The sequence below is a fragment of the Paenibacillus sp. JCM 9796 genome (assembly GCF_055379675.1).
Genome location: NZ_AP043723.1, coordinates 2,109,184 through 2,133,211, shown reverse-complemented (window position 1 = coordinate 2,133,211; position 24,028 = coordinate 2,109,184). Strand labels below are relative to the sequence as shown.

The window sequence follows — 24,028 nt, the reverse complement described above, 5'->3', positions numbered from 1 at the left end:
AGCCCTCCTTCCACGATTACCCTTAGCTTGCCCAACAAGCGATGCAGATTATGTGGCGGAGGAAATGCTGTTTAAACCGGTTGTTCTTCCCGCACGGCCGCTGTCGCCGCGGCTGAAGCTGCGGTCACGGCAGCATCGGGGACGAAGTCTTGGAAAACGGGCTGCTTTCCCCGACCGAAAGGTACGACCATCGGCGTACCGAACAACGGGTCTTGGATCACCCGGCAATCGAGATCGAACACGGTCGCGATCAACGATTCGTCGACAATATCTTGAGGCCGTCCTTCGGCGCACACCTTGCCGTTCTTAATGGCGACGATGTTGTGAGCGTACCGGCACGCGAGGTTGATGTCGTGCAGCACCATCACAATCGTCCGCTGCTCCTGTTCGTTCAATTGATGCAGCAGATCGAGCACTTCGATTTGGTGTGCCAAATCGAGATAAGTCGTCGGCTCGTCGAGCAGGATGGTGGGCGTTCCCTGAGCCAATGTCATGGCAATCCAAGCGCGCTGGCGCTGTCCGCCCGATAACGAGTCAACCGTACGGTCGGCAAGCGGCGTCATGTGGGTGAGCTCCAGGGCACGCTGCACCATCGTTTCGTCTTCCTTCGACCACTGCTGCAGCCAGTTCTGGTAAGGGTAACGGCCTTGCTTTACGAGCTGAAGCACCGTTAGTCCATCCGGAGCGGCGGGGCCTTGCGGAAGAATCGCCATGCGGCGCGCAATCTCTTTGGTAGCTAAGGAAGCGATGTCGCTGCCGTCCAATACGACCTGACCCTTTTGCGGCTTCAGCAGCCGGGCGAGGGAACGCAGCAGGGTCGACTTGCCGCAGCCATTGCTGCCGATGAAGACGGTGATTTTTCCTTTTGGCAAACTCAGGTTGAGGCTCTCGAAGATGCGGGTATCCCCGTAGCTTAGGCAGAGTTCGTTGGATTGAATGGCGGTCATCGGGATCGCTCCTTTGGTTAATGGGATAGCCGTTTATAGGCTTTATCGGTTACTGTTACGGTTACGGTACAATAAGAAAATGAATAAAGGCGCGCCGACGCTGGCGGTGAACACGCCGGCAGGAATATCGAGCGGCGGGGCGATCGTACGTCCGGCCAAGTCGGCAAGCAGCAGCAGAATCGCGCCAATCAGCGCCGAGACGGGCAGCAGGGCGCCGAAGCTCGGACCGACGAGGCGTCGCGCCATATGCGGAGCCATCAGGCCGATGAAGGTAATCGCGCCGCCAAAGGCGATTGCTGTGCCGCCGAGCGCTACGCTCAGCAAGATCAGCAACAACCGTTGGCGCTGCACGCTGCTGCCGACGCTGCGGGCGACGTCTTCGCCAAGCTCCTGGACGTTAACGTGTCGCGCAAGAAAGAACAGAATCGGCATCAGTACGAGCACCCATGGGAAGAGGGGCGTTACAGCCTTTTCCCAGGAGACGCCGTAGATGCTGCCGGTCATAAACGTCAGCGATTGGTTGGCGAGAACGACGGGACCCATAATCATCATCATATAAGAGATCGAGTTCATGGCTGCAGTCATCGTAATGCCGATTAAGACGAGTCTCAGCGGCGAGACGCCCTTCTTCCAAGAGAGCGTGTAGATGAGCAGGGTTGCGGCCAACGCGCCGATAATGGCGAACAGCGGAAGCCAATGAATGCTTAAGCGTTCGGCGAAAAAGAAGAAGAACGAAACAGCGCCAAGCACGGCGCCGCCGGTGATGCCGATATTGTCCGGCGACGTCAACGGATTGCGTACGACCCCTTGCAGAATCGCACCGGAGACGGCCAGCGACGCTCCGATCAGAACGGCTGTGATGATTCGAGGCAGACGAAGCGATCGGATAATGAGTTCATTCGAGTCCGTCCCGTAACCGAATACCGAGCGAATGACTTCGCCGGGGGCAATGTACAGGCTTCCGATTCCTGTGCATAAAATCATCACAGCAACGGTTGACACGAGGAGCAGCAGGACGGCGACAAGCGCTTTCCGGTGAATCAGGAACGAGTAAAAGCTGCTGCGTAAGGTAATGTAGCGGCTGCGCGAGCTGTTCATCGAAGTAGTCCTCCCTTGCGCGCGATGTAAACGACAAAAGGCACGCCCATTAAAGCGGTGGTGACGCCAACGTGCACCTCGGTCGGCATGGCGATATATCTCGCTCCCAAGTCTGCGGTAACGAGAAGCAAGGCGCCAAGTACGGCGCAATACGGGATGACCCAGCGATGATCGATGCCAATCAGGAAACGCACAATATGCGGAATGATAACGCCGATAAACAGAATCGGGCCGGCAACGGCGACGGAGCCGCCGGCCAGCAGCACGATGACGACGGCCGCAGCCGCTTTGATCAAGACGGTGCGTTGGCCCAAGCCTTTGGCCACGTCGTCGCCCATCGACAGCACGTTCATATGGGGCGCCAGCACAAGCGCTCCGATCATAGCAACGGCGATGTACGGGAGAACGGCCGTCAACATGTCCATCGTACGACCCGACACCGAACCGACAAGCCAGAACAACACCTGGTCGAAAGCTTTGCCGTTGGCGAGCAGGATCCCTTGCGTCAGGGAGAAAAAGAATGCGGATATAGCCGAGCCGGCGAGCGTGATCTTAATTGGAGTCATCCCGTCGCGGCCGACGGAACCGAGCAGATACACGAGCACCGAGCTGACCGCTGCACCAAGAAACGCAATCCACGTGAAGGCTACTAAACCGGATACATTGAAGAAAGCGACGCATAGTACGATGGCGAACGAAGCTCCGGCATTCACGCCGAACAGGCTGGGTGAGGCGAGCGGGTTGCGGGTGATGGCCTGCATCAGCGCACCGGCTACCGCCAGGCTGCCGCCGACGATCGCGGCAATAAGCGATCGTGGGATACGGGATGAGCGAATGATCAGATTATCGTTGGTTTCCGTGTAGGCGGTGAACGAGGAGACGATGCGTTCCCACGAATAAGTGGTGACGCCGTATTTCACGCTGGCCAGCATGGCCAGGGCGAGCAGCGCAATAGCTGCGAGTAGTCCGATAATGCGAAATGTTGTCGTATGTAAGTAGGTTTGCATGAATGTCTGGCCCGCTTCCTTTAATGCATATAATGAATAATTAATAAAATCGATAATGGAGGCTATGTCTCATTTTATGAGAATGGTTCTCGTAAGTCAATGATTTTGAGAATCATTATCAAAATTTTTATTGACAACGAATGAAGGAACGATTACGATAAACGAGGCGAAGATGATAATGATTATCATTCTTTTCCGCTAAAACCATCATTGATCATCAAACGGGGGGTTTACACGTAACATGAAGACATTTATTCAAGCCAAATCGATGACGCTGCTTGCCGTCATTCTAATGGTAGGACTCGTTCTGTCCGCCTGCGGCACAAAACCGGCTGCTCCTGCGGAAACGAACAATACTGCAGGAGGGAAGACGGAAACGGCAACGCCTGCTGCTCCTCATAAAGTGAAACACGCGATGGGCGAAACGGAAGTGCCGGCTAACCCTAAACGCGTCGTCATCCTGACAAACGAAGGAACAGAAGCGCTGTTGTCGCTTGGCATTAAGCCGGTCGGCGCGGTTAAGTCGTTTACCGGCAACCCGTGGTACGACCACATTAAAGCCGACATGGAAGGCGTTACGGTGCTGGGTGAAGAGGGACAGCCGAACATCGAGCTGATCGCTTCACTGAAGCCGGACCTGATCATCGGGAACAAGATGCGTCAAGAAAAAATTTACGAGCAGCTTAAAGCGATCGCTCCGACCGTGTTCTCCGAAACGCTGCGCGGCGAGTGGAAGAGCAATTACCGTTTGTATGCCGAAACGGTAGGCAAGAAGGAAGAAGGCGAGAAAGTGATCGCCGCTTTCGACAAACGTACTGAGGAATTCAAGGCGAAAGCCGGCGACAAGCTGCAGCAGAAAGTGTCCGTTGTGCGCTTTATGGCGGGCAAAACGAGAATTTATTTGTCCGATACGTTTACGGGCATCATCTTCAAACAAATGGGCATTGCCCGTACGACGGTAAAAGCGAAAGATACGTTCGTCGAAGAAATTACAAAAGAGCGTCTTCCTGAAGCTGACGGCGATATCATCTTCTACTTTACTTATGAAACCGGCGATGACAAAGGAAATCAGCAAGAGAAGGATTGGACTAACGATCCGCTCTGGAAAAACTTGAACGCCGTAAAGAACGGCAAAGCATATAAAGTGAACGACGCGATCTGGAATACGGCGGGCGGCGTTAAAGCGGCCAACCTGATGCTGGACGAATTGTTCAAAATTTACGAAATTAAATAATGACTCATGAGAACCGTCACCTTTCTTTTTAGAAACGTGACGGTTCTTTGCTGTGCGCCCGGCATGGGCGATAACTTGGCGGTGAAAGTCCGCTACAGGCTTGGCAGTAGGAACTGTTAGCCAAAGGCAAGGGTGTCCGCCGCGAGGCGGAATCTGAAGGAAGCCGGAGGCAAACCCTCGGTCTGACGAACAGAAATCACATAGAAGGCATGATGAGGCGGACGAGCTTGCAGTACAAAGCGAAGTCCAATACTGCCCGAATCTCATCATGTAGATGTGGCAGATGGATGAGGGGAAAGTTATCGCTCTTACCCGGGGAGATCTCACAGACGTCAAGTAGACCATTCGAAAGGCGGAGTAAAGCTTGCTGTGAGAAGTCAGCAGAGGCCATACTACCGGAAATTTTTTTTCGGGAAGGGCCGAACAATCGTAAGCCTCAAGTACATGCAGGAAGGAGAACCGATACGATGAAAGCAGAATACCGAAAGGGCTGCCCGCAAAGGGATAGTGTGGAACACGAAGAGTATGCAGGAGCGCGGAGTATCGGAGCTCGGGAAAGCAGAGAAAGAGACAGTGCAACAGACCTGCTGGAGAGGATACTGGGCAGGGACAACCTAAACAGAGCCTACAAGCGGGTCAAAAGCAATCACGGAGCGCCAGGAATCGACGGAATGACCGTCGAGGCGGCACTACCGTGGTTGCGGGAACATAGAGACGAACTCTTGCAAAGCATTCGGGAAGGAAGATACAGGCCAAGCCCTGTGCGGCGCAAGGAAATCCCCAAACCGGATGGAAGCGGAGTGCGAAAACTTGGCATTCCCACCGTAGTGGACCGTGTGATCCAGCAAGCCATTGCCCAACAGTTGCAACCGCTGTTCGAACCGCTTTTCTCGGAGGGTAGCTATGGCTACCGCCCCGGACGGAGTGCGCAGCAAGCGATCCAGAACGTGAAAGCTTATACGGAGCAGGGGCACGGCTATGCCGTAGAAATCGACCTCTCGAAGTATTTCGACACCTTGAACCACGAACTGCTGATGAACTTGCTGCGCAAGCAAATCCGTGACAAGCGAGTAACCGATCTGATTAAGAAGTATCTCAAAAGCGGAGTCATGGAAAACGGAGTGCGACGTGAGACCGAAGAAGGTTCACCGCAAGGCGGCCCGCTATCGCCGCTACTCGCCAATATCTACCTGAACGAGTTTGATCAGGAGATGAAACGCCGAGGCGTAGTGGTCATACGCTATGCGGATGACATCGTCGTGCTGGCGAAGAGCAAACGGGCAGCAACGCGGCTTCTGGAATCCTGTAGGGCGTACTTGGAGAACAAGCTAAAACTCAAACTGAATGCGCAGAAAAGCAAGGTCGTCAGCGTAGTGGCTCGGAAACATTTCAAATTCCTTGGCTTTGCTCTGGGGAAGAACGGAAGCGGGATATATATCCGTGTTCATTCACAATCTCTCGCAAAAGCGAAGAAGAAGCTGAAAGAACTAACGAGTCGGAGTCAAGGCAGGAATGTTCGACAGGTCGTGGAGGACGTAAAGGTCTATATTCGCGGCTGGATCGGTCACTTCTACGTGGCTGACATGAAACGGATTCTGCAAAGCTGGAACGAGTGGCTGAGAAGACGATTCCGCATGTACATCTGGAAACAATGGAAGAAGCCGAAAACAAAGGTACAAAACCTGCGCAAGTTGGGGATACCGGAGTGGCAGGCTTACCAGTGGGGAAATACTCGTCTGGGATACTGGCGCGTGGCCGGAAGCCCAGTGCTGTCTCGTTCCATAACAAACGAAAAGCTCGTACAGGCAGGGTATTATGACTTCCCTGCCCAATACGAGCGTCTTCGTAACTTGCACTCAAGCGGTTGAACCGCCGTATACCGAACGGTACGTACGGTGGTGTGAGAGGTCGGCTACTCAACTAATGGGTAGCCTCCTACTCGATTGCAAAGGGGTGTATAACATCGGAAGCGACCATGTAAAATAGGAGGGACAGGCAAAGGGTTGACAATAGTATCTGTTATAAATATAATTACAGTATACGAAGCAGGAGGGGGACGGCGGCATGAACAGCGAATTCACGATTGCAGTGCATAGCTTGGTACTGCTCGCCTATCGCTCCGACCGCTCCGCAACCAGCGAGTATATCGCGGATAATGTAGGTACCCATCCGGCTCGGGTTCGCAAAGTATTGAGCTTTCTGAGGAAAGCCGGTTATGTGGTGACCAAAGAGGGCAGCGGCGGCGGTTACACGCTGGCGTGCGACCCGGATGAAGTGTCGCTGGCGGAAATTTATTGCATCACCTCTATAGGTTCGATCAAGCCTTCCTGGTGTTCGGGCGATGAGGAAGAGGACTGCATGATCGCCTGCAACATGGCCGATGTGATGGATGGGATTTTTTCCGAGGCGGAAGAGCGCATGATGACATACTTGGAGCAGCTCAAAATTAGCGATGTGCTCGAGCGTGTGCGTGTTCAAGCCAGCAAAAAGTAACTTTTTTGCGATCTAACTGTTATTATTTTATAAACAGTTTGATATAGAGAACTTCATTTAATAAAAGGAGAGATAAACGATGGCGATTGTAAATGCGAAAGACAGCGATTTTGGCCAAACCGTAAAGGAAGGCGTCGTGCTCGTCGATTTCTGGGCCCCTTGGTGCGGACCGTGCAAAATGATTGCGCCGGTCTTGGAAGAACTGAACGGTAAGCTTGGCGATTCGGTGACGATCGCGAAGGTGAACGTGGACGACAACCCGGAAACGGCCGGGAAGTACGGCGTCATGAGCATTCCGACGCTGAAGCTGTTCAAGGACGGAGTTGAAGTCGGGACGCAAGTAGGTTTCCGCCCTCTGTCGGAGCTGGAAGCTTGGGTGCAAGGCCAGCTGTAAGAGTATCGAATGAACCGAAGAGACCGGCAAACATCGCATCGATGTTTGCCGGTCTCTTCGGCGTTTGGCCCGATTTGCGCGATGCAGCAGGAATTGGGAGCGGAAGAACGGAATATTGTAGGTAGATGATTTTGGGGGAGAAAGGACGCGCCTGCCGTGTCTGTGATCCCGATTCCGGAAAGGAGTTCAGCCTGTATGCTTCCTTCCTTGTTCGTTGCCCATGGGGCTCCGACGCTTGTAACCGATCGGCTCCGCTACACCGGGTTTCTCCAAACGCTGGGACAGAAGCTGCCCAAGCCGCGAGCTATCGTTCTGTTCAGTGCACATTGGGAAGCTGCGGTGCAGCAAATCGGCTCCGCCGTGCGTTATACAACGATCCATGATTTCTTCGGTTTCCCGGACGCCTTATATGAGATCGAATATAGGGCCCAAGGCGACATTGCGCTTGCGCTGCAAATTCGGGAACTGCTGGAGAAGGAAGGCGTGGCAGCCGAGCTTGACGACCGACGCGGGCTGGATCACGGAGCCTGGAGCGTCTTGAAGCTGATGTATCCGCAAGCGGATGTCCCCGTTGTATCGATGTCGGTTCATGCCGGTCTCGTGCCCGAGCAGCAGTACCGAATCGGCCGAGCGCTGGCCGCCTTGCGGAAGCAGGACGTGCTAATTATGGGCAGCGGCGGTACGGTTCATAATCTGAACCGGCTTGCTTGGGACAGCGGGGACGTCAGCGCGTGGGCGCTCGAATTCGACGAGTGGCTTGGGGAGCGGATCGAGACGTGGGACATCGATCGGTTGTTTCGTTATGACGCGGAGGCGCCGTTCGCGAAAGAGGCGGTGCCTCGGTCGGAGCATTTCGTGCCGCTGTTGATCGCCATGGGCGCGGCGCATGAAGGGAAGAAGGCGAAGCTGCTGCACCGCCAGTATCAATACGGTTCCTTGTCATTAAGCTGTTGGATGTTCGGTTAATGCTTGATTCATCCGCTTCTATTTGTGAAGTTGATAGAATATAGATTACTAGAAGCTACAAGAAGACAAGCGAACGAGGTGAGCCTTAATGGACAAAAGGTCAGCGGACCGGGAGAAGGCCTGGCAACGAAAGACGGGATGGAAGCGCAAAGGCGGCTTTGCGCTGCTGGCTTGCGCTATGGCGCTGTCGGCAGCGGGTTGCAATGCGGATGATGGCGCAACAACTGTACCGGAGGCGGCGGAGACGGCAAAGCCTGTCCTGAAGCAAGAGGAGCCTCCGGCTCCTGCACCGAAGGCTGCGTATCTGGCGCCGCTCACCGGCGTAGAGACCGCGGAGAAGAACGAATCCCGGCCGGTTATGGTAGTCATCAACAATGCGCCGCAGGCGCGTCCGCAGAGTGGGCTGCTGCAGGCTGATTTACTGTACGAGGTGCTCGCTGAAGGCGAAATCACCCGGTTGATCGCGCTGTTTCAGAGCAGCGCTTTCACGGGCGACATCGGACCTGTCCGCAGCATTCGTCCTTATTTCATCAGTATCGGTAAATCGTATGGCGCGATTCAAGTGCACGCGGGAGGCAGTCCGGACGGTTACGAGACGATCAGCCGCGAGAGAATCGAGAACCTGGACGAGATCACGAACGCGGGCCCATACTTCTGGAGGGAGAAATCCCGGAAAGCTCCGCACAACTTATATACGAATTTGACAAATATCCGCGACGGCGCCGGTAAACGGGGGCTCAAGGATCAAGGACCGACGGCGCCCGTTTATTCGTTCGCCAAGCCGGAAAGCGGCGCGGTTGAAACGATGGGCAGCGGGGCGAAGGAGGCGCGCAAAGTCGATGTGACGTTCCTGGTGAAGTCGTACCGGGTGTCCTACGAGTATGACGAAGCGGCGCGCAATTACAAGCGTTCGATTAACGGCAGCGCGCATAGCGATTTGAATAACGGAGAGACGTTAACGGCGACGAACGTCGTTGTCCTGGGCGCGGTGCATCGCATTCTCGATAATGAAGGCCGCCGCGACGTGAAACTAATGGGGCAGGGGACGGCCGTCTTGTTCCAACGCGGCATGGCTAAATCCGTGGAGTGGAAGCGGGAACGCGAAAACGACCCTATTCGCTTGTACGATCAGGGCCGTGAAGTTTCGCTGCTTCCTGGGCAAACGCATATGCTTATCGTGCCGAACACGCCGACGTTTGAGGAACACGTCGTTTATTGAGTAAGGAACGCGGAGACGTTCTTCTTCCACGGATCGATGTACGGGTCGGTCGCCCAATGCGCCATAATGACCGACTCCTGAGGTTTCAGCTCGACGGTCAGGAGCGGGTTCGGCAGCAGGACGCCCTTATAAGGATACACGATCAAATGGCGGTCCGCGACGACAAGGACGACATCGAGGTTCGGCGAAGAGTAGGCGTCGACGGCGGCCGGTTGAATGCGTTTGATTTCCCCCCACTCGGGAACTAACCGATCATGTGAAACGACTTCCGCCGGCAGCGACATCGGCACATCCTTCAGACGATAGGATTGGCTGTCGCTGCTCGCATCGTTCTCATAGGAAGCGACCTTCGCAATCCAGCGGCCTTGTTGACGAGCGATCGTCCAGCTCTCCCCCCAGGTGTCGGTTGACGCATGCTTCGGCTGAAATTCGCTCGGCATAAGCGGGAGGTATGGGTCCAGCTGCTGGAGCGCAGGCTCGACGGCCGTGCCGAAAATGTCCTTCAGCTTCACATGCGGCTGCTGTAACGGCGGCTCATCGGGGTTAGAGGCGCCCGCGAGTTGCGGCACGTCTTTCACCCATACAAACCGGGAACTCCGTAAATCGCCTTTCTTATCCCGGGTCATGACCTTCTGCTCCACGGCGATGTAACGGTTGCCGACGAATAGAAGCTTTTCCGTTAAGGCCGCGTTAGACAGGGCTGCGACCTGTTTGGCCGACTGGTCGGCTGATCTGGAGGAGGCGGCGAGCGCTGCGCTCCAGTAGACGTAAGCGCGGCCTTCCCCGTTTACGGTGCGCGCTTCTCTCAAGCGCCAGAAGTCCATTTTATACGGCATGAGGATGCCGGGGCCTTGGCTTATCACTTTCAAACGGCTGTCATCCGGCGCGATTAACAGCGTGCGGTATTCGCTCTTTTCTTCCGTCGGTTCGGCGGTTTTCGTATCGGTTCGCAGACCGACCAGGAGCGCCGTTCGGACGGTCGACTCGAAATCCGGCACGACCTGCGAGGCCGTAGCTGCCAGAGGCGCTGAATCCAGCGTTGAGGCGGGAGGCATGAACCATCGGTCGCCTTCCACCGCAAGGAACAGCAAGGCTGCAGCGGCCGCAGCCCCTGCACCGGCGAGCCAGGGCCGAATTCGGCGGACCGTCGGAGAGGAAGGGGCTTCCGCGGTCATGATGCGTTCTTCGATTCGTTTGCGCAAAGCATCCGTAAACCCGTCCTGGGCAAACGGGCCGTCGGACAACTCCTGTTTAAGTTCCTTGTCAATCGGATCCAATGCGACGACTCTCCTTCAACCTCGAAATTTTGTTCCGCGCATGAAACAGCCTCGATTTCACCGTTCCTTCGCTCACGCCGAGCAGCTCCGCGATCTCCTTCATCGATAACTGATGGTGGGCGAACAAGATCAATACCTCGCGGTATTTCACCGGAAGCTTCAACACCAAGTCCCACATTTCGTTTACCGTCAACTTGGACATCACCTCTTGCTCGGTTGAAGCCGTAGCCTGCTCTTCCCGGGCGGTGAACGCGTCGACAAGCGTCACTTTGCGGAGGAAAGCCGATTTGCGGTAGTCGAGGGTCATGTTGCGGGTGATGGCGAGCAGCCATGTCTTGACCGAAGATTCACAGCGAAACGAGTATAAATTCCGGTACACTTTCAGGAACACTTCTTGCGTAATATCATCAGCCTGATCCCACTTGCGTGTGATGCTGTAGGCATAATTCCATACATCCTTACCGTAAGCGGTCATCAGCTCCTGTAAGATCGCCTTCTTGTCGGAGCTGTCGGACAAATACTTTAAATATTCAAAATTCACATCCGATTCCAAAACAGACACCTCAAGTCTTTTGACGATCTTACCATGGCTAAAGTTCAATGAAATAGTCGGAACAGCAATTGAAGGGTGACATCGCCAGTGCTTTTCTTACCAGTTTACTTGGATCGTCCCTATTAATAAAGAGGTATTTAAAGTATCGGAGTGAAGAGACACGTGGTCAGGCAGCACCGGCGCTCTAACGGGCGTATAGCCTTGAGCCTGAAAATAGGTTGATCCCTTGACATAAAAATTAACTTAAGTTAATTTATTTATATAAGTTAAATTTAATATGGAGGGGGAACGAACCATGAATACGGGGCAGATCTCTCTGCGTGAGCTCAAGAAAGCGCGGGCCAAGCTGGCGATCTACGAGGCGAGCTTAAGCTTGATCGGGGAACGGTCTTTTCGCGACATGACGGTCGAGGATGTTTGCCGGAAAGCGGAAGTGTCGAAGGTGACGTTCTTCAAGTTTTTTCGGCAAAAGGAAGATTTGTTGATTTATTTCATGAGGGTATGGCTTACCGAGCGGCTGATCGAGCTGAAGGAGAACGGTAAGAAGGGGTTCGACGCGATCCGTCATTTATTTCTCCACATTCAGCGGTCGAGTGCCGAGAGGCCGGGGTTGATGCTGGCTTTGATCGGGTTTTTGAGCGAGTTGAAAATGCATCCATGCATGCCGGAATTGAGCGAAGCCGAGGTTCAGCTGCTGTTTCCGGGAAATCCGGAGCTGGGGGGACGGGAGCCCCGTATGGATGCACTGTTTGAGAGATCCGTCCGCGAGGCGGCGGAAGCCGGCGAATTGAGGCAGGGGGTAACGCCTCTTGAGGCTGCGAAGGTGCTGGTGACGATTTTCTACGGTGCCTATTTGTCGGCGCATATGTTTCAAGAGCGAGACCTGCTTGCTCATTACGAGCGGCATTTGTCGTTATTAGGCGAAGGAGGTCATTCGTAATGGCTGCTGTAGTGCCCGGTCGTTATACGGCCCAAATCGAAGGTTCGTTCGTGGTGTTCATTATCGGGGTTCGGGTGAATAAGCTGTGGGCGGTTCGCGATTGGCTACCGATTATTAAGGCGATGCCGCCGATGCTGAAGGAGCTGTACACGCATCCGGAGCTCGGCTTCCTGCACGCGGAATATTTCATAACGCTGCGGGGACCGATGATCGTGCAGTATTGGCGGTCGTTCGAGCAGCTGGAGCAGTATGCGCGGCAGGGCGGGCTTCATCTTGACGCCTGGCGCATGTTTAACCAAAAGGTCGCGGCCAGCCGCTCCGTCGGCATTTACCACGAGAGCTACCTCGTCCCGGAGGGCCGGTACGAATGCGTGTACCATCACATGCCTGTGATGGGGCTCGCGAAAGCGGGGCGGCACGTACCTGCAACGGGCCCCCGCGAGACGGCCGCGCGCCGCCTCGGCGGCGACAACGAACCGGCGGTGCCGTCTCCGCCGGTCGAATAGCCGCGCCGGCACCCGTGCGCGGCGGGCCTGCGGCTGCGCCCACGCCAGCGCGCAACAGCCCGAAGACGGACTCGCTTTCGAGTCCCGTCTTCGGGCTGTTCGCATGGCGCGGCGGAGCACCCGGCCGCCGCCGCTTACCGCGCTTCCGCGGCGATCAGTACACCCCGCCGATCGGCGGCACGTAAGCGTCCTCGGGACGCTCCCGCCGGCGCTCGGCCTCCTCGCGCTCCTTGTTCTCGTCGTGCCAGACGAGAACAAGGACGCGGCCTTGATCCAGCTCGGCTTCATACCGCTCCGCTTCCCCGGCGGAGATGCCGAGCGACTCCATCTTGGACCGCAGCTGCTCTCCGCGCGATCGGAACAGGTTGGCGAAAGCGGTCGCCATGCCTTCCTCTATCAAACCGATCGTATTCGTATCGGTCAGCTTACTAAGCTCCTCAGTTCGTTCGCTATCGTGAGCCAGCACGTAAATTTCACTTAACGGATGGCCTTGTTCCCGGAATTCACGAATCGCTCGAATGGCTTGCTCCACATGGTCAACCAGCTTGATCATCGTTCTCATGGATGGTCCCTCCCGAAAATGTTTTTTTGCTGCCAAGCGCCCGGACTTCCTTGTTCCATGCATGGATGGCTGTTGTGCGGCCGGCTGCTAACCGATCGGCTTGTCCCTTATTAACCTTTATTTTCCGCGTTGAATCAGCCTTTCTCTTGTTTCAATCGCCCCTTGACAAGGTTACATATACTTATAAAGTTCGCTATAATGGTAATAACGGTACAATTCCGGGTATGTTTGGAAGCGGATTTGAACCGCTTGGCGATTAGAAATGAGGGGCGAATCTAGCGTGAATATAGCCATTGTGGATGATAATCCGGTTAATATTATCGTCATTGAGAAAATTTTACAAAGCGCGGGTTATCACTCGTTCTGGAAAGCGTCGTCGGCGGTTGAATTGCTGGATCGATTAGCTGCCCACACGGAAGGGAAAATTCCCGTCGATTTGATTCTGATGGACATGATGATGCCGGAGGTCGACGGCATTGAGGCGTGCCGCCGCATTCAGCAGGACGACCGGTTGAAGGACATTCCGGTCATTATCGTTACGGCGCTCGGCGATTCAAATAAGCTGGCCGAGGCGCTGGAAGCAGGCGCCATCGATTACGTGATGAAGCCGGTCAACAAAATCGAGCTGATTGCCCGCATCCGCGTAGCGCTGCGGCTTAAATACGAGAAAGACTGGCATATCGAGAACGAAGCCAAAATCCGCAGCGAGCTGGACCTTGCCCGGCAAGTACAGAGCAGCGTGCTCAGCCCCCCTTTACAGAAAGAGCGGCTGTCCATCGGGGCGGTGTATTACCCTTCGTTCGAGCTGGCCGGCGACTTATACGCCTGGTACCGCATTGACGAACATCGCCACGGGGTCATCATTTTGGATATGATGGGGCATGGCATCTCGTCCTCGCTCGTGTGCATGTTCATTTCCTCCGTTATGCAGGATACGATTACACGGTTCGTGTCGCCGGAGTTCGTGGTGGCCGAGTTGAATCGGTATATGAACCAATTGAATCAGAAGAGCGCAGACGTGAGTTATTATTTTACGGCGATTTATTTATTGATCGATACGGAACGGCAGACGATCGAATATGTGAATGCGGGCCATCCGCCCGGGTTTTTATTCGAGGAAGGCAAACGTCCGATGGCGCTCGATCAAGGGAGCTGCGCCGTCGGTTTTTTCGATCAGATGGACATTACCAAAAGCACGTACGCTTATGAGCAGCCGATTCGCATTGTGCTGTATACGGACGGATTGCTTGAAGCGCTGCCGCTGCCGGACGATTATCCGGAAGAGGCGAGCGAAGCCGACCTGCTCATGGAACGCATACAAGCCAGTATGGTAGAGGGCCGCAATGCCGAAGAGGTGATGCGGGAGGTACTGCCGGCGGATGTGCTGGAGTCGCGCAAAGACGATATTTGCATGGTGATGATCAGCGCATCATGAACGCAGGGGTCAACCGCTTACGACGATGAAGATGGGGAAAGGGTCATCAGGCATGAAAATTAAAACCAAGCTGTTTCTGGGATTCAGCATCCTGCTCGTGATTATGTTCACCTTGGCCGGTCTCGGAATCAGCCGACTGTCAAGCACCGACGAAAGCATCAAGGAAGTGTACGATAACCGCTATAAAAAACTGAAGATCAGCACGCAAATGCGCAATGAGGCGGCGGAGCTCTCCAAAGCGACCGTCAATCTGCTGCTCATCGACGACCCGTCCAGCGACAAGAAACACCTGGAGCAGATGCGCACGTTGAGCGGATCCCTTCGCAGCGGGATGGAGAAGGCGGATGCGATTTTTGACGAAAATCAGGAACGCGCCATCGTCGAGGATATGCTTAAATACGGAACCGCTTATTTGGACTACGTCAATCAAGTCATCATCTTGCACCAGCAGGGCAAGGAAGACGAAGCGAACAAGCTCCGGACCGCCAGCGGCCTTGAGCTGCAGGATATCTTTATCGAGTCGATGACGGGCATGAGCAAGTTTCAAGAAGAAGCCATGGATAAGGCCATTGAGACGGTGCATGCCGATAATCAGGAGTCGTTCAAATGGACGGGATCGCTCACCATTGTCGGGCTGCTGCTCGGCTTCGGGATTATGTATGCCATCGTGCGCAGCTTGACTCGAGGAATCGGCACGCTGACCGGGATGATCTCCAACTTTGCCGGTGTCCAATGGGGAGAGGCGACTTACCGGGTACCGGTCACTACGTCCGACGAATTCGGCCAAATTGGCCGCATGTTCAACCGCTTGGCTGACGATTTGGAGAAGGCGGCGGTGAACGAACGCGAGCTGAACCGAATGAACGAGGACCTGTTATGGCTGCAGACACAGGTCGGCAACATTTACTATTCGCTGCAGGAAAGCGGCAAGGTCGAGGAGATGGCTGAAGGTTTTATTAGCCGGCTGGCGACTACCGTCGGGGCGCATGGCGGCGCCTTTTACATCGTGGAGCCGTCCTCCCCGGGGTACATGAAGGAGAAGAAGCTCGTGCTGTCCGGGGCCTATGCTCATGCTCAACCCGAAGCGGCAGCGGCAGCCGAATTGCCGCTTGGGCAAGGTCTTGTCGGGCAGGCGGCGAAGGACGGCAAAGCGATTCACATCCGCGAGTATGCCGGCGACTATGGGACGGTGCGCTCCGCGTTCGGGGCGATGGAGCCCATGGCCGTTACGGTGCAGCCTATAAAATACGAGGACAACGTGCTGGCCGTGTTTGAGCTTGTTTCGTTCAAACCGTACTCCGAATTAGAGCTCAAGCTGATGGAACAAGTCTCCGAAGTGATCGGTATGCTGTTGAACGCGCTGCAGGGCCGGTTGCGGAACGAGGAGCTGCTGCGCATCCATCAGGCGCTTACCGACGAGCTGCAAAGCCAATCGGAGGAGCTGATTTCCCAGCAGGATGAACTGAAGGCGTCGAACGAGAAGCTTGAAGAACAGACGAAAGCGCTGCAAGCGTCCGAAGAGCTGCTGCAGCGGCAGCAAGGGGAGCTTGAGCTGAGCAACGAGGCGCTGCAGCGCAAGACGGCAGAGCTGGAAGAGCAAATCCGCGAGACGGAGGAAGTGAACCGGCAGATCGAGCTGGCGCGGGATTCGCTCGAACAGCAGGCGTTGGAGCTGGCGCTTGCTTCGAAATACAAGTCCGAGTTTCTCGCCAATATGTCGCACGAGCTGCGCACGCCGCTGAACAGTCTGCTTATCCTTTCCCAACTGCTGAAGGAAAATAAGGACCGGAACTTGTCGGGCAAGCAAGTGGAATATGCCGAGACCATCTACTCTTCCGGCTGCGATCTGCTGAAGCTGATCGATGATGTGCTCGATTTGGCGAAGGTAGAATCCGGGCGGATGGAGCTGCACCCGGAGCACGTGACGATTCACGACATCGTCGATTCCGTCGAGAAGGCGTTCCTTCCGCTCGCCCGTACGAAGGATTTGACCTTCGAGGTGAGGATGGAGGGCGAAATTCCCGACCGGATCGAGACGGACGCCGTCCGGCTGCAGCAAATTTTAAAAAACCTGCTGTCCAATGCATTCAAATTTACGCATCGCGGCGGGGTGACCTTGACCGTAAGGCCGGTGCAAACCTACGCCGCTCTTCCGGCATCGCCCGAGCAAACGAAAGCCTCGAGAACGCTGCTCGCGTTCGACGTGGAAGATACGGGTATCGGTATCTCGCCGGAGAAGCAGCATATGATCTTCGAAGCGTTCCAGCAAGCCGACGGCACAACAAGCCGCCAATACGGCGGCACCGGCCTCGGCCTGTCGATTAGCCGGCAACTGGCTTCGCTGCTGGGCGGCGCGATCGAGCTCGAAAGTGAAGAAGGGCGCGGCAGCCGCTTCACCCTGTATGTGCCGACAGACCCCGGCTGCCGGAGCAGCGCCGACGAGGTGGCGCCGGCGATAGCTGCAGCGGGGGATGCGGCGGGCGCGGGAGCGCTGCAAGCGTACACGGTCATGTCGACCGCCGTGGATAGCGGGCTGCGCACGTCCGTCGTAGCGGCCGGCGATTACGCGCCAAACGCGCTGACCGACGATCGGGAGAGGATCGCGGCGGGCGACCGGGTGCTGCTTATTATTGAGGACGACGCGCACTTTGCGTCGATTCTGCTCGACATGGCGCGCAGCCGCGGCTTTAAGGCGATCGTCGCGCTGCAAGGCGATACCGGTCTGCAGCTGGCGAAGAAGCATATCCCCGACGCGATTCTGCTCGATATTCAACTGCCGGTTATCGACGGCTGGGCGGTGCTTGTGCAGTTGAAGTGCGACGCGGCCACCCGCCACATACCGGTTCATGTCATCTCGGTCGTGGACGAAATTCACCAGGGGCTGTCCATGGGCGCGATCGCTTGGCTGCGGAAGCCGTCCGGCAAGGAACAGCTGGAGCAAGCGTTCGCGTCGATCCAGACGTTCCTGAACCGGGATCTGCGCAGCCTGCTGATCGTCCAGTCGGACGAAGCGCGGCGCAGCGGATTGATCGAGCTCATCGCGCACGACGATGTGAACATCGCCACCGCCTCCGACGAAGCCGGTGCGCTGCAGCTGCTCTCGACGCATTCGTTCGATTGCATGGTTATCGACTACGGGCTGGCGGATTTGCCGCTGTACGATCTGCTCGACCGCATCAAGGCGGACGAAAGGCTGAGGCGCATTCCGATTATTCTGTACACCGGTCATACGCTCGACAAAAAAGAACAGATGCGGCTGAAAAAATACGCCGAGTCGATCATTATTAAAGACGTTAAATCGCCGGAGCGTTTGCTTGATGAGACGGCTCTGTTCCTGCACCGCGTCGAGGAGCGGCTGCCGGAAGAGAAGCAACGGGTGCTCCAGAAGCTGCACAGCATCGAGGCGGTATTCGCCGGCAAGAAAGTGCTGATCGTCGACGACGACATTCGCAACGTGTTTGCCCTATCCAATTTGCTGGAAGGTCTTGAGATGCAGGTTGCGTTCGCGGAGACGGGCAAGCAGGCGCTCGCTCAGCTGGAGCGGGAGCCGGACTTCGATGTGGTGCTGATGGATGTCATGATGCCGGAAATGGACGGTTATGAAGCGATGCGCGCCATCCGCGCCGACGAACGGTTCGAGGGACTGCCGATTATCGCTTTAACGGCCAAAGCGATGAAGGACGATCGGGACAAATGTATGCAGGCGGGGGCCTCCGATTACATCACGAAGCCGGTTCATACGGAACAACTGCTCTCCTTAATAAGAGTCTGGTTGTGCAAATGAGCCGCTGGGATAAGCAAGGAGCTGTAGGAAATGGCTTCATTAAGGCAAGTAAGCGACGATTATAGGAGAGAAAAGGAAGTAGGCGTCACGAAGGAAGAAGAGGAGCGGGAGCGCATTGAAATCACGCTGCTGCTGGAAGGACTGTTTCGGATGTACGGATACGACTTCCGGCATTACGCTTATCCTTCGCTGCGGCGTCGCATCCGGCACCGCATCGATGCGGAGAAGCTGTCGACTGTGTCGGCGCTGCAGGAGCGCGTGCTGCACGATCGCGGCTGCATGGAGCGGCTGCTGGCCGATCTGGTCATCCATGTCACGGAAATGTTCCGCGATCCGAGTCTGTTCTACGCCTTCCGCGAGCAGGTTGTACCGCTGCTGCGCAGCGTGCCCGCCATTCGGATCTGGCACGCGGGCTGCTCGACCGGGGAGGAAGTGTACTCGATGGCTATCCTGCTCTACGAGGAGGGCCTGTATGACCGGGTGCGCATTTATGCAACGGATATTAACGAGGAAGTTCTGCATACTGCCGAGAAGGCTTCATACCCGCTCAGGAAAATGCAGGATTACACGAAAAATTATATGCACGCCGGGGGCAAGGATGCATTTTCCCACTACTATACGGCGGCGGGGGATCGGGCGACATTCCATCCGTTTTTGCGCGAGAAGATCGTATTTGCCCAGCATAATCTTGTGACTGATCGCTCGTTTAACGAGTTTCACGTTATTTTTTGCCGGAACGTGCTGATTTATTTCGATGGATATTTGCAAAATCAGGTTCACGATCTGTTCTATGAAAGCTTGAGTACAGAGGGGATTTTGGTGCTGGGTCATAAGGAGTCGATCTCCTTCACCAAGCATGCAGACGGCTACGCAGTGCTTGACCATCAGGAAAAAATTTATCGTAAACAAAAATGAGGTGTGGTGGATGAACGAGGCGATCCGCATTCTGCTGGTCGATGACCAACCGGAAAACTTACTGGCGCTTGAAGCGGTGCTGGAAGACCATCATTACGATCTGGTAAAGGCGACGTCCGGGGAAGAAGCGCTGCGCTGTCTGCTGAAGCATGAATTCGCCGTGATCGTCCTCGACGTACAGATGCCGGGCATGGACGGTTTCGAAACGGCGCAATGGATCAAATCCCGGGAGAAGACGAGGACCGTACCGATCATCTTCATTACGGCGGCGCCGGAAGAGCAGGATCAGTCATTCACGGCCTATTCCGTCGGCGCGATCGACTATATCGTAAAGCCGTTCGTGCCGCGTACGCTGAAGTCGAAGATCGAAGGCTTCGTCAGCATGTATATGGCCCAGAAAAAGCTGCAGCAGCAAACGGAGCTACTTAATGAGCGATCGCGTGAGCTGGAGCGGGCGAAAGAGGCGGCGGAGCAGGCGGCTTCGGCCAAATCGAATTTTCTCGCGATGATCAGCCATGAAATTCGAACGCCGCTCAATGGGGTGATCGCCATGGCCGATCTGCTGATGGAGACCGAACTGAACAGCGAACAGCGCGAATATACCGATACGATCCGGCGAAGCGGGGCTGCGCTTCTGTACATTATGAATGACATCCTGGACCTGACGAAAATCGAATCGGGTAAAATGGAGCTCAAGGAGCAGCCGCTTCACCTTCGCAATTGTTTAATCGAAACGTTCGAGATGTTCCATGCGGAGTGCCGGGCGAAATCGCTGGAGATGACGTGCGACATTGACCCGGAGACTCCGGAGTGTTTACTGGGCGACGAGTCCCGGCTGCGTCAAGTGCTGATCAACCTGATCGGCAACGCCGTCAAATTCACGGATCGCGGCGGCGTTCATGTATCGGTGAGACCGCTCGAGCGTGAAGGCGAACAGCTGTCGCTCGAATTCCGCGTTACCGATACCGGCATCGGCATTCCCGAAGAGAAACGTGGGCTCTTGTTCCAGCCGTTCACGCAGGTCGACTCTTCGTTGACGCGCAAGTACGGCGGTACCGGTCTGGGTCTCGCCATCTGCCGCAATTTGGTGCAGCTGATGGGAGGGAAGATCGCCTATGTGGCGACCGAACAGCCGGGGGCGGAATTTATTTTTTCAGTGCGTATGAAACCTTATGAAGAACAAGATGATTTAAGATTGGCTTAATCATCGGACGGCCTTACAGGGAGGCAAACTCAAGCAGTCGGTTGGGTTTCCTCGGAGTAGGGCCGTTTTGCGTTTTGTCCAGGCAGAGGGGGAGGGAGCCGCATGCCAAGGGCAATGGAAGCTTTTTCACCATTTGTTTCATAGAAGCAGGTTTTTGGTTAAAAATAATTATAGAGAGCCATGATGTTCATGACGCCTAAGTCTCCAATTTGCACAGAAAGGTGAGAGGTGAGAGATGACTTTATGAAATCCCAATCATGCGTTGCTATGCTGTTGGCCGGAGGAGAAGGACGCAGGCTGGGTGTACTGACTCGGGATAAAGCGAAGCCGGCAGTGCATTTTGGCGGAGGCTACCGAATGATAGACTTTGCGCTCAGCAATTGCACCAATTCCGGTCTACCGGTCGTCGGAGTGGTCACGCAGTATCAGGCGGCTTCTCTGCACCGGCATATCGGCTCCGGCGCATTCTGGTCGAATGCCGTTACGCTGCTGCCGTCGGCGGGCGGATCGTATACGGGCACGGCGGATGCGGTTTTCAAAAATATGGCGTTTCTAAAGTTTTATGACCCGGAGCATGTGCTTGTTCTCTCGGGTGATCATATTTATCGGATGGACTACCGCAAGCTGCTGGAGCGGCACCGCGAGACGGGAGCCGATGCGACGATTGCGGTAACGCCGGTCGCTTGGGAAGAAGCGCACCGCTTTGGCATCATGAAAGCGGACAAGGCAGGACGGATTACGGAATTTGCGGAGAAGCCGAGGGTGCCGACCAGCAACCTCGCTTCGATGGGGATTTACGTGTTCCGCTGGAGCTACTTGAAACACATACTCGAACGGGATGCCTGCAATCCGCTTTCGAGCCACGATTTTGGCAAAGACCTCATTCCGTCTATGCTCGCGAGGGGCGACCGCGTACAGACGTATGCGTTCGAAGGCTATTGGCGCGATGTCGGCACGGTGGAAAGTTTGTGGGAGGCGCATATGGACTTGCTTGGCGACCCGCCGAAATTCGACCTCGAGGATAGCGACTGGCCGATGCGTTCGCCTGGGCGGGCATCGGCGCAAACTCAGGCTGGTCTGTACGCGCGGCTGCGGCATGCGCTTGTCGCCGGCGAATCGGCCGTCTTCGGACAAATCGAGCGCTCGGTGTTATCGGCCGGCGTGTTCGTCGGACACGGCAGCGTGCTTCGCAATTGCGTGGTGATGCCGCGTGCCCGAATCGGCAGGGATGTGTTTATCCGCAATGCGATAATCGGGGAAGGCGCCGTCATCGAAGACGGAGCGACGGTTGGCAGCCGGTTCGGCGAACCGGTTACGGTCATCGGCGATGCGGAGACGGTAGGGAGGCCGGTCACGGTCATCGGCGATGCGGAGCCGATTGGGGAGCCGTTGGAATTTATTCCTAAAGCGTATGTCCCGATCAGGCAGTACCAATTCGAACGCATCCGTTAGCGCTCTGACAGCGGACAAGCAGTCGGCTCAGCCTAACGAATAATTGAAACCGGGCGGATTCAACCGGAGGAGGGGAATTGACGTGAAAAGCTGGAGCATAGGATGGGTCGTCGGCGCCGTTCTCATGGGCGTTACCGGGGCCTCATGGGGAACGGTATTACCCGACAAGTCGTTATCGCCGCCGCCTTCCCGGTCGGCGATGGTGTTCGTGCAGGCGGAGGCAGCCTATGCATCTCCAGGCGTCGATTCCGCGGCCTTGAAGGCAGCAGCCGGTCCGGCCGGGAACGGTTCGACCGGAACGATGCCTCAAGCGGCCGCTGCTTCCCGGAACGGCACCTTCAAGTTGGAACGGGTGAACGGCTTGTCGGTTACCGACGACTTGAAGACGGTATACGAAATCAAAGGCAAGCCCAAGGCTGTCGAAACGGATCCTCTGTTTAAAGAGGAGCGGGTTCTTGTCTACGAGGATTGCAAGGTCGGGCTGCACAACAACTTCGTCCGTTTCATCGTCGTGTCCGCCGCGGAGGCGGAAACTGTCGACATTGACGGCAAGACGCTGCCCCTCGATGCGGCCAAGCTGCAGGACGCGCTCGGCAAGCCTGACTGGATCGCCGAGGACGGGGTTGTGTATCGAAGTCATTCGCGGGCGTTGAAACTGTTTATCGATGCGGAGACGGGCAAGCTGACCGCGGTCCATTATTTCCATCGAACGGCAGCTTGATGACGCCATAATCAAGACGTGAGCATCCTGTGGGAGTGTCGGATGCTCACGTTTTTGTTGCCTGTCAAGAAGAGCGACGAATCGTCAAGAAACTAAAATTTCGGGAACACGTAACGAACGAGGAAGTACAGGAATCCGAAAAAAATGACGATGTAGGCCGCATATTTAATGAATGTGGATGCAACCCTACCGGAATCCATTTTTTTCTCCACATTTTTCTTTTCAATGTCGACGCTTTTGAATGGATCCATCTGATATCGCTCCTTTACTGCAAGTCGGTTATGCGGCGATTCGCCCTTAGCCATGATTACCCGGCCAAGCCGCTGTTGAATCGTGCAGCTTGATGCGATGCCGGAGGGACGGAAGAGGGCCTATGGACTCGTGAAAAACGGGCCAAAATCTGGTATGATAGGAACTATACATTTTGAATCGGAGTGAGCTTATTGAAGATGGATGCCAGCAAGTTTCAGGTTATCGTTCATACGATACCTGACGCCCATGTACTGCACTTGTCGGGCGAACTCGATCTGAGCACGGCGGAAATATTCCGAAGCGTTGCGCAACCTTTGGCTGCAGGCTCGGCTTTGCCGCTCAAGCTGAATTTGCGGGAGCTGACGTATATCGACAGCACAGGGATCGGTCTTATCGTCGCGTTGTTAAAAACAAGGCAATCGGCCGACGCCCGATTAGCCGTGCAGGAAGTGCCTGCTAAAATTCGCCGTCTGTTTGATACGACAGGATTGACCCGGTTTTTGCTCGTGGAGTCTGAACCGTCCGGCGGCTCTGCCGGCTCCTCCGCTTCTTCATCAACAGAGGACAGCTCATCTCAGCGGGATTTATCATGATGGAGGGTGAGTCGGCATGAGTGGAAATACCGGCACGGACAAAGAAGTCATTCTGACCGTCCCGTTCGATGCGGATGAGCTGGATACGGTACGACTAACGCTTTACGGCGTTGCCGTGCGGATGGGCTATACTTATGAAGAAATTGAAGATTTGAAAGTCGCGCTCACGGAAGCGTGCAACCATGCGCTGCTGCAGACGCCGGAGAAGCCGCCGGGCGCGGCGCTTCGGATCGTCTTCACCATGCGCCCGGCGGAGCTGGTCGTACGGTTGGAAGGGGCGGGCTGCCGGCTATCGTTTCGCGAAGCGGACGACTCGGCCGCAGAGCTGCCGCAATCTGCGTCTCTGGATGACCGGCAGTTTGAGAGCCCCCGGCTTGGCTTATATTTGATGCAGGCGCTCGTGGACGAGGTGAAGGTGGAGTCCGGGACGGGGGGCGCTTCCGATCGAATCGAGCTGTATAAACGGCTTGGATAAG

The 24,028-nt window shown here is 55.6% G+C and carries 23 protein-coding genes; 16 read left to right on the top strand and 7 right to left on the bottom strand.

Annotated features, from left to right (window positions below; translation table 11 throughout):
* Positions 1-71 precede the first annotated feature (71 nt).
* The 3 genes from ACZ439_RS10190 to ACZ439_RS10180 are packed head-to-tail and all read right to left on the bottom strand — an operon-like array spanning position 72 to position 3,052.
* Positions 72-947, bottom strand: coding sequence for an ABC transporter ATP-binding protein (locus tag ACZ439_RS10190; RefSeq protein ID WP_127608574.1), 876 nt, complete (start codon positions 945-947; stop codon positions 72-74).
* Between the two features lie 42 nt (positions 948-989).
* A complete protein-coding gene (locus tag ACZ439_RS10185; protein ID WP_464620979.1) occupies positions 990-2,045 on the bottom strand; it encodes a FecCD family ABC transporter permease in 1,056 nt (351 codons plus the stop codon).
* Positions 2,042-3,052: a FecCD family ABC transporter permease gene (locus ACZ439_RS10180; RefSeq protein ID WP_054800263.1), complete on the bottom strand. Its 1,011-nt coding sequence runs from the start codon at positions 3,050-3,052 to the stop codon at positions 2,042-2,044. Before ACZ439_RS10180 ends, ACZ439_RS10185 begins: the two co-directional genes overlap by 4 nt.
* A 241-nt stretch (positions 3,053-3,293) precedes the next feature.
* Here ACZ439_RS10180 and ACZ439_RS10175 point away from each other — a divergent pair, with 241 nt between their 5' ends.
* The 6 genes from ACZ439_RS10175 to ACZ439_RS10150 all read left to right on the top strand — a co-directional run bounded on the left by ACZ439_RS10175 (position 3,294) and on the right by ACZ439_RS10150 (position 9,358).
* Positions 3,294-4,286, top strand: a complete 993-nt coding sequence (locus ACZ439_RS10175) for an ABC transporter substrate-binding protein (protein WP_464620978.1) — start codon at positions 3,294-3,296, stop codon at positions 4,284-4,286.
* Positions 4,287-4,753: 467 nt separating this feature from the next.
* Complete coding sequence (ltrA, locus tag ACZ439_RS10170; RefSeq protein ID WP_464620977.1) at positions 4,754-6,154, top strand: group II intron reverse transcriptase/maturase; 1,401 nt, start codon at positions 4,754-4,756, stop codon at positions 6,152-6,154.
* Between the two features lie 196 nt (positions 6,155-6,350).
* On the top strand, positions 6,351-6,779 hold the full coding sequence (locus tag ACZ439_RS10165) for an RrF2 family transcriptional regulator (RefSeq protein WP_054798618.1): 429 nt from the start codon (positions 6,351-6,353) through the stop codon (positions 6,777-6,779).
* Positions 6,780-6,858: 79 nt separating this feature from the next.
* Positions 6,859-7,173 (top strand): thioredoxin, encoded by a 315-nt coding sequence (gene trxA, locus ACZ439_RS10160; RefSeq protein WP_054798617.1) that lies wholly within the window; start codon positions 6,859-6,861, stop codon positions 7,171-7,173.
* Positions 7,174-7,368: 195 nt separating this feature from the next.
* A complete protein-coding gene (locus ACZ439_RS10155) occupies positions 7,369-8,139 on the top strand; it encodes a dioxygenase family protein (protein ID WP_054798616.1) in 771 nt (256 codons plus the stop codon).
* A gap of 88 nt (positions 8,140-8,227) precedes the next feature.
* A complete protein-coding gene (locus ACZ439_RS10150) occupies positions 8,228-9,358 on the top strand; it encodes a DUF3048 domain-containing protein (RefSeq protein WP_054800500.1) in 1,131 nt (376 codons plus the stop codon).
* On the opposite strand, the gene ACZ439_RS10145 is transcribed toward ACZ439_RS10150, so the two are convergent.
* Positions 9,352-10,635: a hypothetical protein gene (locus ACZ439_RS10145; protein WP_054798613.1), complete on the bottom strand. Its 1,284-nt coding sequence runs from the start codon at positions 10,633-10,635 to the stop codon at positions 9,352-9,354. The two genes, ACZ439_RS10150 and ACZ439_RS10145, sit on opposite strands and share 7 nt — an antisense overlap.
* Complete coding sequence (locus ACZ439_RS10140) at positions 10,622-11,188, bottom strand: RNA polymerase sigma factor (protein WP_054798612.1); 567 nt, start codon at positions 11,186-11,188, stop codon at positions 10,622-10,624. Before ACZ439_RS10140 ends, ACZ439_RS10145 begins: the two co-directional genes overlap by 14 nt.
* A gap of 295 nt (positions 11,189-11,483) precedes the next feature.
* Here ACZ439_RS10140 and ACZ439_RS10135 point away from each other — a divergent pair, with 295 nt between their 5' ends.
* On the top strand, positions 11,484-12,128 hold the full coding sequence (locus ACZ439_RS10135) for a TetR/AcrR family transcriptional regulator (protein ID WP_464620976.1): 645 nt from the start codon (positions 11,484-11,486) through the stop codon (positions 12,126-12,128).
* Positions 12,128-12,634, top strand: coding sequence for a DUF4188 domain-containing protein (locus ACZ439_RS10130; protein ID WP_464620975.1), 507 nt, complete (start codon positions 12,128-12,130; stop codon positions 12,632-12,634). The genes ACZ439_RS10135 and ACZ439_RS10130 overlap by 1 nt, the downstream gene beginning before the upstream one ends.
* Before the next feature lie 154 nt (positions 12,635-12,788).
* Here ACZ439_RS10130 and ACZ439_RS10125 read toward each other — a convergent pair whose 3' ends face one another.
* On the bottom strand, positions 12,789-13,196 hold the full coding sequence (locus tag ACZ439_RS10125) for a YflT domain-containing protein (protein WP_054795939.1): 408 nt from the start codon (positions 13,194-13,196) through the stop codon (positions 12,789-12,791).
* A 280-nt stretch (positions 13,197-13,476) separates the two neighbouring features.
* Here ACZ439_RS10125 and ACZ439_RS10120 point away from each other — a divergent pair, with 280 nt between their 5' ends.
* The 6 genes from ACZ439_RS10120 to ACZ439_RS10095 all read left to right on the top strand — a co-directional run bounded on the left by ACZ439_RS10120 (position 13,477) and on the right by ACZ439_RS10095 (position 22,707).
* Positions 13,477-14,631: a PP2C family protein-serine/threonine phosphatase gene (locus ACZ439_RS10120; protein ID WP_464620974.1), complete on the top strand. Its 1,155-nt coding sequence runs from the start codon at positions 13,477-13,479 to the stop codon at positions 14,629-14,631.
* A 52-nt stretch (positions 14,632-14,683) separates the two neighbouring features.
* Complete coding sequence (locus ACZ439_RS10115; RefSeq protein WP_464620973.1) at positions 14,684-18,415, top strand: response regulator; 3,732 nt, start codon at positions 14,684-14,686, stop codon at positions 18,413-18,415.
* A gap of 150 nt (positions 18,416-18,565) precedes the next feature.
* Positions 18,566-19,330 (top strand): CheR family methyltransferase, encoded by a 765-nt coding sequence (locus ACZ439_RS10110; RefSeq protein WP_464621124.1) that lies wholly within the window; start codon positions 18,566-18,568, stop codon positions 19,328-19,330.
* 10 nt (positions 19,331-19,340) lie between these two features.
* The gene (locus ACZ439_RS10105) at positions 19,341-20,534 is read left to right on the top strand and encodes an ATP-binding protein (RefSeq protein WP_141335970.1); all 1,194 of its coding nucleotides are present in this window, start codon (positions 19,341-19,343) and stop codon (positions 20,532-20,534) included.
* A 243-nt stretch (positions 20,535-20,777) separates the two neighbouring features.
* Positions 20,778-21,986, top strand: a complete 1,209-nt coding sequence (locus ACZ439_RS10100; protein WP_054795877.1) for a sugar phosphate nucleotidyltransferase — start codon at positions 20,778-20,780, stop codon at positions 21,984-21,986.
* A gap of 82 nt (positions 21,987-22,068) precedes the next feature.
* Positions 22,069-22,707 carry a hypothetical protein gene (locus ACZ439_RS10095; protein ID WP_464620972.1) on the top strand — a complete coding sequence of 213 codons (639 nt, stop codon included), beginning with the start codon at positions 22,069-22,071 and terminating at the stop codon, positions 22,705-22,707.
* A 92-nt stretch (positions 22,708-22,799) separates the two neighbouring features.
* Here ACZ439_RS10095 and ACZ439_RS10090 read toward each other — a convergent pair whose 3' ends face one another.
* Entirely contained in the window at positions 22,800-22,958 is a 159-nt protein-coding gene (locus ACZ439_RS10090; RefSeq protein ID WP_164751864.1) for a hypothetical protein, read from the bottom strand.
* Positions 22,959-23,156: 198 nt separating this feature from the next.
* On the opposite strand from ACZ439_RS10090, the gene ACZ439_RS10085 reads away from it, so the two are divergent.
* Positions 23,157-23,552, top strand: a complete 396-nt coding sequence (locus ACZ439_RS10085) for an STAS domain-containing protein (protein WP_464621123.1) — start codon at positions 23,157-23,159, stop codon at positions 23,550-23,552.
* A gap of 16 nt (positions 23,553-23,568) precedes the next feature.
* Complete coding sequence (locus ACZ439_RS10080; RefSeq protein WP_054798855.1) at positions 23,569-24,027, top strand: ATP-binding protein; 459 nt, start codon at positions 23,569-23,571, stop codon at positions 24,025-24,027.
* Position 24,028: the final 1 nt, after the last annotated feature.

What these genes read in the sequence shown, in the direction of transcription:
- ACZ439_RS10190 (WP_127608574.1), bottom strand. Translation starts at nt 947, where the DNA reads ATGACCGCCATTCAATCCAACGAACTCTGCCTAAGCTACGGGGATACC.
- ACZ439_RS10185 (WP_464620979.1), bottom strand. Translation starts at nt 2,045, where the DNA reads ATGAACAGCTCGCGCAGCCGCTACATTACCTTACGCAGCAGCTTTTAC.
- ACZ439_RS10180 (WP_054800263.1), bottom strand. Translation starts at nt 3,052, where the DNA reads ATGCAAACCTACTTACATACGACAACATTTCGCATTATCGGACTACTC.
- ACZ439_RS10175 (WP_464620978.1), top strand. Translation starts at nt 3,294, where the DNA reads ATGAAGACATTTATTCAAGCCAAATCGATGACGCTGCTTGCCGTCATT.
- ltrA (WP_464620977.1), top strand. Translation starts at nt 4,754, where the DNA reads ATGAAAGCAGAATACCGAAAGGGCTGCCCGCAAAGGGATAGTGTGGAA.
- ACZ439_RS10165 (WP_054798618.1), top strand. Translation starts at nt 6,351, where the DNA reads ATGAACAGCGAATTCACGATTGCAGTGCATAGCTTGGTACTGCTCGCC.
- trxA (WP_054798617.1), top strand. Translation starts at nt 6,859, where the DNA reads ATGGCGATTGTAAATGCGAAAGACAGCGATTTTGGCCAAACCGTAAAG.
- ACZ439_RS10155 (WP_054798616.1), top strand. Translation starts at nt 7,369, where the DNA reads ATGCTTCCTTCCTTGTTCGTTGCCCATGGGGCTCCGACGCTTGTAACC.
- ACZ439_RS10150 (WP_054800500.1), top strand. Translation starts at nt 8,228, where the DNA reads ATGGACAAAAGGTCAGCGGACCGGGAGAAGGCCTGGCAACGAAAGACG.
- ACZ439_RS10135 (WP_464620976.1), top strand. Translation starts at nt 11,484, where the DNA reads ATGAATACGGGGCAGATCTCTCTGCGTGAGCTCAAGAAAGCGCGGGCC.
- ACZ439_RS10130 (WP_464620975.1), top strand. Translation starts at nt 12,128, where the DNA reads ATGGCTGCTGTAGTGCCCGGTCGTTATACGGCCCAAATCGAAGGTTCG.
- ACZ439_RS10125 (WP_054795939.1), bottom strand. Translation starts at nt 13,196, where the DNA reads ATGAGAACGATGATCAAGCTGGTTGACCATGTGGAGCAAGCCATTCGA.
- ACZ439_RS10115 (WP_464620973.1), top strand. Translation starts at nt 14,684, where the DNA reads ATGAAAATTAAAACCAAGCTGTTTCTGGGATTCAGCATCCTGCTCGTG.
- ACZ439_RS10110 (WP_464621124.1), top strand. Translation starts at nt 18,566, where the DNA reads ATGTACGGATACGACTTCCGGCATTACGCTTATCCTTCGCTGCGGCGT.
- ACZ439_RS10105 (WP_141335970.1), top strand. Translation starts at nt 19,341, where the DNA reads ATGAACGAGGCGATCCGCATTCTGCTGGTCGATGACCAACCGGAAAAC.
- ACZ439_RS10100 (WP_054795877.1), top strand. Translation starts at nt 20,778, where the DNA reads ATGAAATCCCAATCATGCGTTGCTATGCTGTTGGCCGGAGGAGAAGGA.
- ACZ439_RS10090 (WP_164751864.1), bottom strand. Translation starts at nt 22,958, where the DNA reads ATGGATCCATTCAAAAGCGTCGACATTGAAAAGAAAAATGTGGAGAAA.
- ACZ439_RS10085 (WP_464621123.1), top strand. Translation starts at nt 23,157, where the DNA reads ATGGATGCCAGCAAGTTTCAGGTTATCGTTCATACGATACCTGACGCC.
- ACZ439_RS10080 (WP_054798855.1), top strand. Translation starts at nt 23,569, where the DNA reads ATGAGTGGAAATACCGGCACGGACAAAGAAGTCATTCTGACCGTCCCG.